General features: G+C 72.9%; 11 protein-coding genes and 1 riboswitch. Of the genes, 8 read left to right on the top strand and 3 right to left on the bottom strand.

All coding sequences use genetic code 11. The annotated features are described in order from the left end of the window. Nucleotides 1–9: 9 nt before the first annotated feature. From DSZ44_RS00255 to DSZ44_RS00235, 5 genes are read left to right on the top strand one after another with little or no spacing between them, the layout of a single operon-like run. Nucleotides 10–1566, top strand: coding sequence for an ABC transporter substrate-binding protein (locus DSZ44_RS00255; protein ID WP_110850602.1), 1557 nt, complete (start codon nucleotides 10–12; stop codon nucleotides 1564–1566). Between the two features lie 14 nt (nucleotides 1567–1580). After that, complete coding sequence (locus DSZ44_RS00250) at nucleotides 1581–2525, top strand: ABC transporter permease (protein WP_110850601.1); 945 nt, start codon at nucleotides 1581–1583, stop codon at nucleotides 2523–2525. Continuing rightward, complete coding sequence (locus tag DSZ44_RS00245; protein ID WP_110850600.1) at nucleotides 2522–3424, top strand: ABC transporter permease; 903 nt, start codon at nucleotides 2522–2524, stop codon at nucleotides 3422–3424. Before DSZ44_RS00250 ends, DSZ44_RS00245 begins: the two co-directional genes overlap by 4 nt. Continuing rightward, nucleotides 3421–4407, top strand: coding sequence for an ABC transporter ATP-binding protein (locus DSZ44_RS00240; protein WP_220035048.1), 987 nt, complete (start codon nucleotides 3421–3423; stop codon nucleotides 4405–4407). The genes DSZ44_RS00245 and DSZ44_RS00240 overlap by 4 nt, the downstream gene beginning before the upstream one ends. Then, complete coding sequence (locus tag DSZ44_RS00235) at nucleotides 4404–5390, top strand: ABC transporter ATP-binding protein (RefSeq protein WP_110850599.1); 987 nt, start codon at nucleotides 4404–4406, stop codon at nucleotides 5388–5390. Before DSZ44_RS00240 ends, DSZ44_RS00235 begins: the two co-directional genes overlap by 4 nt. On the opposite strand, the gene DSZ44_RS00230 is transcribed toward DSZ44_RS00235, so the two are convergent. Next, a complete protein-coding gene (locus DSZ44_RS00230) occupies nucleotides 5387–6286 on the bottom strand; it encodes a DegV family protein (RefSeq protein WP_110850598.1) in 900 nt (299 codons plus the stop codon). The genes DSZ44_RS00235 and DSZ44_RS00230 overlap by 4 nt on opposite strands. Nucleotides 6287–6325: 39 nt before the next feature. On the opposite strand from DSZ44_RS00230, the gene DSZ44_RS00225 reads away from it, so the two are divergent. Beyond that, on the top strand, nucleotides 6326–6946 hold the full coding sequence (locus tag DSZ44_RS00225) for a P-loop nucleotide/nucleoside kinase family protein (RefSeq protein ID WP_110850597.1): 621 nt from the start codon (nucleotides 6326–6328) through the stop codon (nucleotides 6944–6946). Between the two features lie 65 nt (nucleotides 6947–7011). Here the strand turns inward: DSZ44_RS00225 and DSZ44_RS00220 are convergent, their stop codons facing one another. After that, a complete protein-coding gene (locus DSZ44_RS00220; RefSeq protein ID WP_110850596.1) occupies nucleotides 7012–7986 on the bottom strand; it encodes an LLM class oxidoreductase in 975 nt (324 codons plus the stop codon). Between the two features lie 284 nt (nucleotides 7987–8270). After that, a riboswitch (SAM riboswitch) is annotated at nucleotides 8271–8395 on the bottom strand. Nucleotides 8396–8509: 114 nt separating this feature from the next. Here DSZ44_RS00220 and DSZ44_RS18495 point away from each other — a divergent pair. Together DSZ44_RS18495 and DSZ44_RS00210 are read left to right on the top strand one after the other, a co-directional pair. Next, nucleotides 8510–10387, top strand: coding sequence for an HNH endonuclease signature motif containing protein (locus tag DSZ44_RS18495; RefSeq protein WP_110850595.1), 1878 nt, complete (start codon nucleotides 8510–8512; stop codon nucleotides 10385–10387). Between the two features lie 102 nt (nucleotides 10388–10489). After that, nucleotides 10490–11005, top strand: a complete 516-nt coding sequence (locus DSZ44_RS00210) for a flavin reductase family protein (RefSeq protein ID WP_110850594.1) — start codon at nucleotides 10490–10492, stop codon at nucleotides 11003–11005. A 59-nt stretch (nucleotides 11006–11064) separates the two neighbouring features. On the opposite strand, the gene leuS is transcribed toward DSZ44_RS00210, so the two are convergent. Further along, entirely contained in the window at nucleotides 11065–13974 is a 2910-nt protein-coding gene (gene leuS, locus DSZ44_RS00205) for a leucine--tRNA ligase (RefSeq protein ID WP_110850593.1), read from the bottom strand. Nucleotides 13975–14083: the final 109 nt, after the last annotated feature.

Raw genomic sequence — 14083 nt, 5'->3', positions numbered from 1 at the left:
GAGCTCACCATGTCCGCCTCCACCCGACGGCTCGTCGCGGCCGCCGCAGCAGCTCTCACCCTGGCCGCCTGCAGCACCGGAGAGGGTGTCGACGTCGACGCCACCGACGGTGCCACCAGCTCGGGCACAGGCACGCCGAGCGGCGACGTCGTCGTCGCCGGCATCGCGGGAGAGCCCGACCAGCTCGACCCGCACAGCACGACCGCCTACTTCTCCTTCCAGGTCCTCGAGAACGTCTTCGACACGCTCGTGCAGCCGGACGAGAACCTGGAGATGGTTCCCGCCCTCGCCGAGTCGTGGACGACCAGCGAGGACCAGCTCACGTGGACCTTTACCCTGCGCGAGGGCGTCACCTGGCACGACGGCTCGCCCTTCACCGCCGACGACGTCGCCTACTCCTTCAACCGCATCATCGACGAGGAGCTCGCCAACTCCTGGCGCTTCTCGGCCGTCGAGAGCGTCGAGGCCACCGACGAGTCCACGGTGACGATCACCGTCTCCAGCCCCTCCCCCAACCTCCTCGCCAACATCGGCGGCTTCAAGGGCGTGGCCATCGTCCAGCAGGAGAACGTCGAGTCCGGCGACATCGGCACCGCGCCGGTGGGCACCGGTCCCTTCCGCGTGGAGCGCTACGCGACCGGCGAGTCGATCGAGCTCGTCGCCAACGAGGACTACTGGGACGGCGCGCCCTCCGTCGCGGGCGTCACCTTCGAGTTCATCCCGGAGCCGACGACGGCGGTCGCCGCGCTCCAGGCCGGCGAGATCCACTGGACCGACAACCTTCCGCCGCAGCAGGTCGCCTCCCTGAGCGCCGACGACACGATCGAGCTCGGGCAGGTCGGGTCCAACGACTACTGGTACCTCGCGCTCAACCAGGACGCGGAGCCCTACGACGACGTCGAGGTCCGCCAGGCGATCTCCTACGCGATCGACCGCGAGGCGATCACCGAGGCGACGATGTACGGCAACGCGACGGTCAACCAGACCGCCATCCCCGAGTCCTCGAGCTTCTACACCCCCTACGACCGCTACTCCCACGACGTCGAGCAGGCGCGCTCGCTCCTCGAGGGCGCCGGCGTCGCCGAGGGCGACATCACCCTGGACCTCATGGTCGCCAGCGACTACCCAGAGACGGTCCAGGCGGCCCAGATCATCGAGAGCCAGCTCTCCGAGGTCGGGATCGCCGTGGAGATCCGCACCCTGGACTTCGGCACCTGGCTGGACGAGCAGGGTCAGGGCAGCTACGACATGCTCATGATGGGCTGGCTCGGCAACCTCGACCCGGACGACTTCTACTACGCCCAGCACCACTCCGAGGGCGCCAACAACTTCCAGGGCTACAGCAACCCGGAGGTGGACGCCCTCCTCGAGCAGGGCCGTGTCGAGACCGACGAGGAGGCCCGCAGGGAGATCTACGAGCAGGTCGCCACCCAGGTCGCCGACGACGCGAGCTACATCTACCTCTACAACCCCGACGTCGTGCAGGCGTGGAGCCCGCAGCTGGAGGGGTACACGGTGATGAGCAACCGGGCGATCCGGTTCAAGGACGTCTCCCTCACCGACTGAGGCGGACCTGACACATGGCTTTCGTCGTCCGCCGGCTCCTCCACTCGGCGGTCGTGCTGCTCGGGGTCTCCGTCCTCGTCTTCGCGATCGTCCAGCTCGTGCCGGGAGACCCGGTGCGCATCGCGATGGGCACGCGCTTCGACCCCGACGTCTACGCCCGGCTGAGGGAGGCCTCCGGCCTGGACCGCCCGCTCGTGCAGCAGTACCTCGGCTACGTGACGAGCGCGTTCACCGGTGACCTCGGGGTGTCCTTCCGCTCCGGGCAGCCGGTCACCGAGATCCTCCTCGGCCGGCTCCCGGCGACGATCTCGATGGCGGGCACGGGCATCGTCATCGCGCTGCTCGTCTCCTTCCCGCTCGGGCTGTTCGCCGCGCTCCGCCACGGCCGCGGCAGCGACTCCCTGGTCCGTGGCGTGTCCCAGCTCGGGGTGTCGGTCCCGGACTTCTGGATGGCGATGCTCCTCATCCTGCTGTTCTCCTCCACCCTCGGCTGGCTCCCGCCCTCCGGCTACGTGCCACTGACCGAGGACCCGGCCGGGTGGGCCAGGCGCGTGGTCATGCCCGCCCTGACGATCGGGCTGGTCGCCGGGTCGATCCTCACCCGCTACATCCGCTCCTCCGTGCTCGAGGTGCTCGCCGCCGACCACGTCCGCACCGCCCGCTCCAAGGGCCTGCGCAACCGGGTCGTCCTCGGGCGGCACGTCGTGCGCAACTCCCTCATCCCGGTTCTCACGATCACCGGCAACCAGCTGGCGACGATGCTCGGGGGCGTCGTCGTCGTCGAGGTCGTCTTCGCGTGGCCGGGGCTGGGCCGCCTGATCTACGACGCCGTCCTCGCCCGTGACTACCCGCTCCTCCAGGGGGCCATCCTGCTCACCGCCGCGATCTTCCTGCTCATCAACCTGCTCGTCGACCTCCTCTACGGCAAGGTCGACCCGCGGGTCCGGGTGACCTCATGAGCGCCGCGACCGCCGTCCCACCCGCCGCACCGAACGTGCCGCACCGTCCGCCGAACCGGCTGCGGGCGCTGCGGGCCCTGGTGCGCCGGCCGATCGCCGTCGTCGGCCTGCTCGTCCTCGCCGTCGTCGTCGTGGCGGCCGTGCTCGGGGAGCAGCTCACGCCCTACCCGGCCAACGCCGTCGACGTCAGCCGCGCACTGCAGCCACCGAGCGGTGCGCACCTCTTCGGGACCGACGAGCTCGGACGGGACGTCTTCTCGCGCGTGCTCCTCGCGGCACGGGTCTCGGCGCAGGTCGCGCTCGTCTCGGTCACCATCGCGCTCGTCGCGGGCGTGCTGCTCGGGGTGGTCGCCGGCTACTTCGGCGGCTGGCTCGACACCGTCATCATGCGCAGCGCCGACGTCCTGTTCGCCTTCCCGGTCATGCTGCTCGCGATGGCGATCGTCGCGATCCTCGGTCCTGGTCTCACGACGGCGATGGTGGCGATCGGCGTCGTCTACGTCCCGATCTTCGCGCGCGTCACGCGGGCCAGCGTGCTGAGCGTGCGGACCGAGCCCTACGTGCGGGCCGCCGTCTCCCTCGGAGCGCGGCCCGGGCGCATCATCGGCAGGCACGTGCTGCCCAACGTCGCAGCGCCGATCATCGTCCAGACCTCGCTCTCCCTCGCCTTCGCGATCCTCTCCGAGGCCTCGCTGTCCTTCCTCGGGCTCGGTGTGCAGCCGCCGGAGCCCTCGTGGGGGCGCATGCTCTTCGACGCGCGCGGCTTCCTCGACCAGGCGTGGTGGATGAGCATCTTCCCCGGTGTCGCCGTCTTCGTCACCGTGCTCGCGTGCAACCTTGTGGGCGACGCCCTGCGTGACGTCCTGGACGTCCGCGCCGACACCGGAGGCAAGAAGTGAGCCCCGTCCTCGAGGTCCGTGACCTGCGTGTCCAGATCGGCTCCGCCCGGATCGTCGGCGGGGTGAGCTGGTCGGTGGAGCAGGGTCAGACCCTCGGGATCGTCGGTGAGTCCGGCTCGGGCAAGTCGATGAGCGTCCTCGCCGCCACCGGACTCGTCGGGGCGCCGACGGCGCGGGTCACCGGGCAGGTGCTCCTCGCCGACGACGACGGCCGCCCGCCCCGCGACCTCCTCTCCCTGTCCCCGGAGGCCCTGCGCCGGGTGCGCGGGCGGGGCATCGGCTTCGTCTTCCAGGACCCGGCGACCTCGCTCAACCCGGTCCTCTCGGTCGAGCGGCAGCTCACCGAGGGACTGGAGGAGCACCTCGGCATGACCCGCCGGGCCGCGACCACCCGCGCCGTCGAGCTGCTCGAGCTCGTCGGCATCCCCGACCCCGAGCGCCGGCTGCGGTCCTTCCCGCACGAGCTGTCCGGCGGGATGCGGCAGCGAGTGATGATCGCGATCGCGCTCGCCTGCGAGCCGAAGGTGCTCATCGCCGACGAGGCGACGACGGCGCTGGACGTCACCATCCAGGCCCAGATCCTCGACGCGGTGCGCGGCCTCCAGGAGCGCCTCGGGACGGCGACGGTGTGGATCAGCCACGACCTCGCCGTCGTCGGCGGCCTCGCCGACCACGTGGCCGTCATGTACGGCGGGCAGGTGCTCGAGCAGGCCGACGTCCTCACCCTCTTCCGGGAGCGCGCCCACCCCTACACCGAGGGCCTGTTCGCCGCCCGGCCGCGGCTCGGCTCGCGCGACGAGGAGCTCGTGACGATCCCGGGCAGTCCACCGGACCCGCGGGCGCTGCCGGAGGGGTGCGTGTTCTGGGACCGGTGCACCGTCCGGGCCGACGAGCGCTGCGCGACCCAGCGCCCCGAGCTCCGCCAGGTCGGCCCGGGCCACCTCGTGCGCTCCTTCTACACGACGTCCCGGGAGGCGAGATGACCGTGCCCCTGCTCGAGGTGCGCGACCTCCAGGTCCGTTTCCCCGTCCCCGCCACCCGCGGCCTCGGCAGGCAGTGGGTCCGCGCCGTCGAGGACGTCTCCTTCACACTCGACCGCGGCGAGACGCTCGGCCTCGTCGGTGAGTCCGGCAGCGGGAAGTCGACGATCGGGAACGCGTTGCTGCGGCTCGTGACGCCCACCGGCGGTCAGGTGCTGCTCGACGGTGAGGACGTCCTCTCGGCACGCGGCGCGCGACTCCGGTCGTTGCGACGCCGGACGGCGATGGTCTTTCAGGACCCGCTCGCCTCCCTCGACCCCCGGTGCACGGTCGCCGAGACGGTGCGAGAGCCCCTGGAGATCCACCGCCTCCACCGCGGGGCTGCCCGCCGTCGGCGGATCACCGAGCTCATGGACCTCGTCGGGCTGCCCGAGCGCTTCCTCGACCACTACCCGCACGAGCTGTCCGGCGGGCAGCGCCAGCGCGTGAGCATCGCGCGGGCGCTGGCGGGCGAGCCGTCCCTCGTCGTGCTGGACGAGGCGACCGCGTCGCTCGACGTGTCCGTGCAGGCCCAGATCATGAATCTGCTCCGCCGGCTGCAGGACGAGCTCGGGCTGGCCTACCTCTTCATCTCCCACGACCTCGCGGCCGTCGAGCACATGAGCCACCGGGTGCAGGTGATGTACCTCGGCCGGCTCATGGAGCTCGCCGGACGGGAGCAGATCTACGCCGAGCCGGGGCACCCGTACACGCAGGCGCTCATGTCGGCGATCCCCAAGGACGACCCGATCGCCGAACGGCAGCGCCGCCGGATCCTCCTCGAGGGAGACATCCCCTCCCCCGTCGACCCGCCGTCGGGCTGCGTCTTCCGGACTCGCTGCCCGCTCGCGGTCGAGGAGTGCGCCCGCCACGTGCCGACCGTGACGCTCGGGCCGGGCCACGTCTCCAACTGCGTGCGGGCGGGTGAGCAGGTCCAGGTCGGCTAGCAACCGGCCGGGGCGAGGGCGACGCCCACGACGCCTGGTCCCGTGTGCGCCCCGACCACGGCGGTGACCTCGCTGCGGACGATGCTCGCCACCTGCGCGCCGGTCTCAGCCAGTCGCTCCTCGAGCGCCGCGGTGAGCGCGTCGGCGGCGTCGGTGTCGGTGAAGTGGTGGACGGCCACCCGGACCGGTCCGCCGTCCCCGCGGGGAGTCGCGGCACCGGGACCGCCGGCGGCCCGGACGGCGAGCTCGACGATGCGGCGCCGCGTGCGAGCCGCGCCGCGCGCCGTCTCGGCGACGGCCAGGCGTCCGCCTCGCAGGGCGAGGATCGGACGCACGCCCAGGGCGGAACCGAGGAAGGCGCGCGCGGGTCCGATGCGTCCGCCCCGGGCGAGGTGGTGAAGGTCCGGCACGGCGAACAGGACGCTGCTGCGGGCGGCCGTCTCCCGGGCAGCGGCGAGGACGCTGTCGGGGCCGTCCCCGCGTGCCGCGCGCTCGGCAGCGGCGAGCGCCGCGAAGCCCGTCCCGCCACCGACCGTCCGAGTGTCGACGACGTGCACGGGGATCCCGCGACGCCGGGTGACCTCCTCGGCCGCGAGGCGCGCGTGCCCGACCGTTCCCGACAGCTCGGCCGACAGGTGCACGCACACGACGGCGGTGGCACCGTCGTCGACGGCCGCCTCCATCGCGTCGGCGAGCGTCTGCCGGGAGGGCCCGGACGTCGTCGCCGTCCCGCCCGCCCGGAGATGGGCGGCGAGCTCCTCGCGACTGAGGGCGTCGTCGGGGTGGTCGGCGCCGTCGAGCAGCACGCGCAGCGGCACGACCCGGACACCCAGGTGCTGCGCCGTCTCCGGCGACACCGAGGCCGTGGAGTCGGTGAGGACCACGACGCCAGGCATCGGCCCATCATCGCACTCGCGCTGTGGCAGAGTCTCCGCATGCGTCTGCTCGTCATCTTCGGCCCACCCGCCGTGGGCAAGATGACGGTGGGGCGTGAGATCGCCCGTCGCAGCACCTTCCGCCTGTTCCACAACCACGCTCTCATCGAGCCGCTGCTCGAGGTGTTCGAGTACGGCACGCCCCCGTTCACCCGGCTCCTCACCGAGTGGCGCGTCCGGGTCGTCGAGGAGGCAGCCAGGGCGGGCACCGACCTGCTGCTCACCTACGTCTGGGGCCTGGACCTGCAGTCGGACCTCGATGAGCTGACCCGGCACGTCCGTCCCTATGTCGAGGCGGGCGCTGGGGTGTCGTTCGTCGAGCTGGCGGCCGATCTCGACACGCGCCTGGAGCGGAACCGCACCGAGCTGCGGCTCGCCGAGAAGCGGTCCAAGAGGGACGTGGAGTGGTCCGACGCCAACGTCCGCGAGATGGAGCGGTTCGTCATGACCACCGGCTCCTGGACCGACGGCGAGCCGCCCCTGCCAGCTGCCCGTCTCCTGGCTCAGCACCGGCACCTGCGGCTCGACAACCGCGACCTCGCTCCTCATGAGGCGGCCGGCCGCATCCTCACCTGGCTCGACGGTCCCGATGAGGCGCGGCCCACCGCCCCACCGTCCTAGGTGTGGAGTCCTGGACCCTGGAGGACCAGGACTCCACACCTAGGCGGTCGGGCCGCCGTGTCGGCTCACGCCGGGACCGCCTGCGCCTCCGTGGTCGCCCCGGCCACCGACACCAGACCGCGAGCCTGCAGGGCGGGGATGATCCCGCGCAGCAGGCGCTGGACGTCGGCGGGGATGGACCCGGGCAGGACGACGAACCCGTCCGCGGCACCGGCCTCGATCCAGCGCTCGATCGTCGCGACGACGTCCCCGACGGTGCCGACGGCCTCGAGCGCGCCCGCCCACCCGGCGTCGCTTCCGGCGATGTCGGTGAGGAGGTCGGCGCGGGCGCGGGCGGACTCGTAGTCGGAGGCGATGACGGTGCGCAGGTCGACGAGCACGCGGACGGGGCCCCGGCCGGCGGCGCGCGCGGCGGAGCGGACGGCGAAGCGCAGCTCGCGGGCCCAGCTCAGGTCGGCCTCACGGAGCCGGACGACGTCGGCGAGCTCGCCGGCGGCGGCGAGGTCGGCCTCCTCCTCGAGCGGGACGACGACGGTGGGCCGCTGGCTCGAGCGGGCGGCGGTGCTGCGGACGAGCTCCTCCAGCAGGTCCCCGAGCTGGGGCAGCGCGGCCACCGGCGCCTGCTCGCCGCGCGCCACCTGCAGGCCGGCCCACGAGCCGCTCTTGCGGTTGAACTGGGCGAGCTCGGCGGCCACGGCCGAGTCGGCGCGGCCGAGCTGGACGGTGGGCACGAGGCCCGTGCCCCCGGCGCTGGGGCTGATGCGGCGGGCGGCGATGACCGGGTCGAGCCAGGCGTTGGCGCGCGGCGCGGCGTCGGCGCGGAGGCGGAAGTCCTCACCGAGGGTGACGAAGGAGACCCCGCCCTTGTGGGCGGCGCGGGCGTAGGAGGCGAGACGGACGAGGTTGGCCTGCTCGGCGGGCAGGCCGGCGGCCGCCTCCCGGTCGTGCGCGGGGGCGCCGAGGCCGGAGAGGTCGAGGGCGATGGTCGCGGTGGTCGAGCTCGTCGCGGTGGTACGGGTGGGCAGGAACGCAGCAGTCATGGCAGCACCTATCGAGGTCACAGCGCCCTGGGGCGCAGGGAAGGACGTGAGACCTGATACGCCGGGTCCGGCGCCTGGCGTGTCACTCGCCGGCGGCTCGGGGGCTGGATCAGGGGTGACGCGTCAGCGCGGCTCGCGCCGAGGGCGTCGCTTCCGTATGTCTCAGACCGACATACACGGACGACCGCACATGCACATGCTGCTGCCGCAACGGCTGGTGATCTGCCGGGGGCTGAGGTGCGTGGTCATCCTGGTACGTCCTTCGCGTGCTGGCACCGTCACGGTGCGCTCCGTTGTCCCGACGGTCACGGGACCAGGTCATCACCCGGGGCACCCGCCGCACGTGGCGGGTTGCCGACCAGCAAGCCGGGGCTTAGCGCACTCGAGGTGCGCACTGGTGCTCTGAACCTGGGGCAGACGCTAGCGGGGCCTCACTTCATGTGTCAACTGTCACGCGGTCGAATGTCAGGGGTCGGTCATACGGTGAGGGCATCAGGTTCACGGCACCGAGGTGGTGAGCGAGATGGCGGCGACGCAGGCCGAGGGTCAGTGGTCGAGCCCGGCTGACCTCGCCGGTCCCCCGCCCTGGCTCGTGCTCGACGACGGCCCCACCGAGCTCCCTCCCCTTCCGCCCGACCCCCTCCCGCCGGGCGCCGGCCCGGACGAGCTGTGGACCGAGGAGGTCGCCGTCGAGGACGACGGACCCGCCGAGCTCCCTCCCCTTCCGCCCGACCCGCTCCTGCTGGCCGGCCGCCCCGCCCGGCACAGGGACGCGGACCTCCTCGACGGCGACGACGGCGCAGAGCTGGGCCGCCTGCTCACCTCCGTGGTCCCGGGGCCCGCTCTCGCGGCAGCGCTCGAGGTTCTGGACCCGCGCACCGTCGACCTGTACGGGCTGGTCGAGATGGTGGCCGGCTACCAGCGGCTGGCGTCCTGGGCCACGGCCCGGGCCACCGAGCTCAGCGGGGTCGTGGCGGCGCGGCCCGGCATCAACCCGCACCACCCTCTCCCGGGTGGGAAGATCGCGGCGGACTGCGCTGCCGCCGAGCTCGCCCCACGGCTGGGGCTCACCCGCTTCGCGGCACGCCGCATGGTGGGTGATGCCCGGCTCTTCCGGGACAAGCTCGACCAGACGGCCGAGGCCCTTCGGCGGGGTCTCCTCGACCCGGCCAAGGCCGCCGTGCTCACGCGCCACCTGGCGGACCAGCCGGCGGACGTCGCCTGGGAGGTCCAGCGCGCGGTCCTCCCCGATGCCGTCCACCAGACTCCCACCCAGCTCAGGCGGGCCGTGGAGAAGGCGATCATCGCCATCGATCCGAGCCGGGCGATCCAGCGGCACCAGAGCGCCCGCGCGCAGCGCCGGGTGGACCACCCGCGCCCGCTCCCCGACGGTATGGCCTCGATCCACGCCCTCCTTCCCGCCACCGACGCCGCCGGCCTCGACCTCGCCCTGGAGGCGGCCGCGCGCAGCGCCAAGGCGTCCGGGGACGGTCGCACGATCGACCAGCTCCGCGCCGACGTCCTCGCCCTCATGGGCCACACCGCGCTCGAGCAGGGCTACGTCGGGCTGCCGGAGGCGGGCGACACGGACGCCGCGCCCGCCGCGGAGGCGGGCGGCGGGGACGCTCAGGTGGACGACGCCGACGACGGCGTGCCCGCGGCCCCGTCTGCGGCGACGGACCTGCAGCCCGTCAGCGACTACCTCAGGATGCTGCACATGCCCGTCGGCACCATCGGCGGCAAGCGTGCCGTCATCCGGGTCGACGTGCCGCTCTCGGTCCTCGTCCTCCCGCCGGAGACGCAGGGGGCCTTCCCCGCCTTCGGCGAGTGCCTGGACCACCTCACGGGAGAAGCCGACGAGGCTGCAGGGGCGAGCCCTGCCCACGACCCTCCAGGGGGCAGCCCCGCCGACGAACCTGCCGAGGACCCCCCTCTCCCGCTGGCAGAGGTCGCCGAGCTCGAGGGCTACGGCCCCATCACCCCGGACGTCGCCCGCGCCCTGGCGATGAGCGCAGACACCTGGCAGCGGATCGTCACCGACCCGCTGAGCGGCGAGGTCCTCGACGTCGGCCGCACCCGGTACCGCCCACCCGCCGCCCTGGCCGAGTTCGTCCGGGCACGCGACCGAAGCTGCGTCATCCCGGGCTGCTCCACGCCGGCCCACAGCTGCGACCTCGACCACGTCGTCCCCTTCCCCGAGGGCCCCACGAGCGCCTTCAACCTCGGCGCGGGATGCCGGCCCGACCACCTGGTCAAGACGCTCGGCCAGTTCCGCCTCGAGCACCTGGGAGGCGGCACCTTCCGCTGGACCACGCCGAGCGGGCACGTCTACCAGCGTGACCACCACGGCCGAGTCACCTGGGTGCGGACCGGCACGGACACCACCGATCCACCGTTCTGAGCCCGCGGCGGGCGCTGCCGCAGACACGCACCTCACATCCCACCCGGGCGCAGCCTGGCGGACAATGGGTCGGGACCCCGACCCGACCGTGAAGGACCGTTGATGACCGCCGAGCAGCCCGCCACGCCCGCCGTCCTGCCCCAGTCGGTGGGCAGCGAGGAGTTCAAGGCCGTCTTCCGCCGCCACCCCGCGGGCGTCGCCGTCATCACCTGCGCCACCCCCGACGGTCCCGCCGGCTTCACCGCCACCTCGGTCATCTCCGTCGCCGCGAACCCCGCCATGCTGGCCTTCTCCGTGGCCGCCGGCTCCACCTCGCGCCGGATCCTCGACAGCGCCCCGAGCGTCGTCGTCAACTTCCTCAGCGAGGACCAGCAGGACCTCGCCAGGCGCTTCGCCGCCCGTGGCGCTGATCGCTTCGCCGGTCTGGAGCACTGCTCGCTGCCCACCGGCGAGCCCGTCCTCCCGGGCACCACGGCGTGGGTCCGGGGCATCGTCGAGCAGCGGGTACCCGTCGGCGACAGCCTGCTCATCACGCTGCGCGCGGTCCTCGCCCACACCGAGGAGGGCACGCGGCCGCTCGTCTACCTCGACCGCGCCTTCCCCCGCCTGGAGGGCTGACCAGACGCCGAGAGCCGGACTCCGCGAGGAGTCCGGCTCTCGGCACGTCCGCGAGGTGGCTAGGCCGGGACCACGTTGACGAGCTTGGGCGCCCGCACGATGACCTTGCGGATCCCCCGGTCACCCAGCGCCCGCTTGACGCCCGGCGTCTCGAGGGCCAGCCGCTCGAGCTCGGCCGCGTCGATCGAGACCGGCACCTCGAGCTTGTCCCGCAGCTTGCCGGCCACCTGGACCACGCAGGTCACGGTGTCCTCGACGAGCAGCGCCGGGTCGGCCACGGGGAACGGCTCGTGGGCCAGGGAACCCTCGTGCCCGAGCCGCCGCCACAGCTCCTCGGCGATGTGCGGCGCGACCGGCGCGAGCATGAGCAGCAGCGGCTCGACCGCCTCGCGCGGGCTCGCCGCCAGGCCGGTGAGGTGGTTGTTCAGCACGATGAGGCGGGCGATCGCGGTGTTGATCCGCATCGCCGCCATCTCGGTCTCGACGTCGGTGATCGTCCGTGCCACCAGGCGACGGGTCTCCTCGTCGGCCGGCTCGTCGGTGACGACCAGGTCCCCCGTCTCCTCGTCGACGACGTTGCGCCACAGCCGCTGCAGGAAGCGCTGGGAGCCGACGACGGCGCGCGTGTCCCAGGGCCGCGACAGGTCCAGCGGCCCCATCGACATCTCGTACAGCCGGAAGGTGTCGGCGCCGTAGGCCTCGTACATGTCGTCGGGCGTGACGATGTTCTTGAGGGACTTGCCCATCTTCCCGTACTCGCGGGTGACCACCTGGCCCTGCCAGCGGTAGCTCACCTCGCCCGAGCCGTCCTCGGCCGCGACCTCCTCGACCTCGTCCGCGGGCACGTACTGGCCGCGGGCGTCGGCGAAGGCGTAGGCCTGGATGTAGCCCTGGTTGAAGAGCTTGTGGAAGGGCTCGACGCTCGACACGTGCCCGAGGTCGAAGAGCACCTTCTGCCAGAAGCGCGCGTAGAGCAGGTGCAGCACGGCGTGCTCGACGCCGCCGACGTACAGGTCGGCCCCGCCGCAGGACTTCTCGGCGGTCGGGCCCATCCAGTACTGCTCGTTGGCCGGGTCGACCAGCCGCTCGGTGTTGGCCGGGTCCAGGTAGCGCAGCTCGTACCAGCACGAGCCGGCCCAGTTGGGCATCGTGTTCGTGTCGCGCCGGTAGGTCCTCACGCCGTCACCCAGGTCGAGCTCGACGTTGACCCAGTCCTCGGCCCGCCCGAGCGGGGGCTCCGGGGAGGAGGTGGCGTCGTCGGCGTCGAAGGTGCGCGGGGAGTAGTCCGGGACCTCGGGCAGGTCGACCGGGAGCATCTCCTCGGGCAGCGCGTGGACGCGGCCCTCCTCGTCGTAGACGACGGGGAAGGGCTCGCCCCAGTAGCGCTGGCGGGAGAAGAGCCAGTCGCGCAGCCGGTAGGTCGTGCGGGCCTCTCCGAGGCCGCGGGCCTGCAGCCACTCGGTGATCGCGGCCTTGGCCTCGGCCACGCCCATGCCGTTGAGCGAGATCTGGTCGTTGGCGGAGTTGATGATCTCGCCCTCGCCCGTCCAGGCGCCCTCGACGTGCTCGGCGGGCGGCTGCACGGTGTGGACGACGTCCAGCCCGTAGGTCTGGGCGAACTCGTAGTCACGCGCGTCGCCGCCGGGCACGGCCATGATCGCGCCGGTGCCGTAGCCCATGAGGACGTAGTCGGCGACGAACACGGGCAGCTGGGCGCCGTTGACGGGGTTGGTCGCGAAGGCGCCGGTGAACACGCCGGTCTTGGTGCGCCCCTCCTCCTGCCGCTCCTCGTCCGTCTTCGCGGCGGCCTGCGCGCGGTAGGCGGCGACGGCCTCGGCCGGGCTCGCGTGCCCACCGGTCCACGACTCCTGCGTGCCTGCCGGCCAGGAGGCGGGCACGGCGTCGTCGAGGAGCGGGTGCTCGGGGGCGAGCACCATGAAGGTCGCACCGAAGAGCGTGTCGGGCCGGGTGGTGAAGACGTCCAGCGCCAGGTCCGCGGCGCCGCCGGGCGCCTCGCCCGCGCTCACCCGGGAGGGCAGCGCGAAGCTGACGATCGCGCCCTCGGAGCGGCCGATCCAGTTGCGCTGCATCGTCCTGACCTTCTCGGGCCAGTCGATGTGGTCGAGGTCGTCGACCAGACGGTCGGCGTAGGCGGTGATCCGCATCATCCACTGGCGCAGGTTGCGCTTGAAGACGGGATAGTTGCCGCGCTCGGAGCGCCCGTCGGCCGTGACCTCCTCGTTCGCCAGGACGGTGCCCAGCCCGGGGCACCAGTTGACCGGCGCGTCGGAGACGTAGGCGAGGCGGTGCGCGTCCAGGGCGGCCGCGCGCTCGTCCGCGTCCATGTCCGCCCAGGCCCGGCCCGACGGCGTGGGCCGGGTGCCGTCGGCGAAGGCGACCTCCAGCTCGCTGATCGGGCGCGCCGCGCCACGGCCACCGCCGGGACGCTCGGCGTCCGTGTCGTACCAGGCGTGGTACATCTGCAGGAAGATCCACTGCGTCCAGCGGACGTAGTCGGTGTCCGTCGTCGCGAAGGAGCGACGCTCGTCGTGGCCCAGGCCCAGGCGCCGCAGCTGGCGGCGCATGTTGGCGATGTTCTCCTCGGTGGTGACCCGAGGGTGCTGGCCGGTCTGGACGGCGTACTGCTCGGCGGGCAGGCCGAAGGCGTCGTAGGCCAGCGCGTGGAGGACGTTCTTGCCCTTCATCCGCTGGTAGCGGCCCACGACGTCGGTCGCGATGTAGCCCAGCGGGTGGCCGACGTGCAGCCCCTTGCCCGAGGGGTAGGGGAACATGTCGAGCACGTAGAAGGTCGAGTCCGTCGTGTCACCGGCGAGGTCGCCGACCGGGTTGGGCGCGTGGAAGGTGCCGAGCTCCTCCCAGCGGTCCTGCCAGGCCTGCTCGATCTCGCTCGCCAGCCGGGCGGTGTAGCGGAAGCGGGGCTCCGCGGGGACGGGGGTGTCGGTGCTCATCTGATCCTCACGGTGGGGGTGGTCGCTCCTGGCATGAGAAAACCTCCCCGCAGGGAGGTGGGCCGCGCTGATGCGGCGCCGTCGGCGCCCGCTGTGGTCAGCGCGGCTG

The sequence above is a fragment of the Georgenia satyanarayanai genome (genome assembly GCF_900116375.1).
GTDB lineage: Bacteria > Actinomycetota > Actinomycetes > Actinomycetales > Actinomycetaceae > Oceanitalea > Oceanitalea nanhaiensis.
The sequence above is the reverse complement of the archived record's forward strand: the minus strand, read 5'-3'. Positions and strand labels throughout refer to the sequence as shown.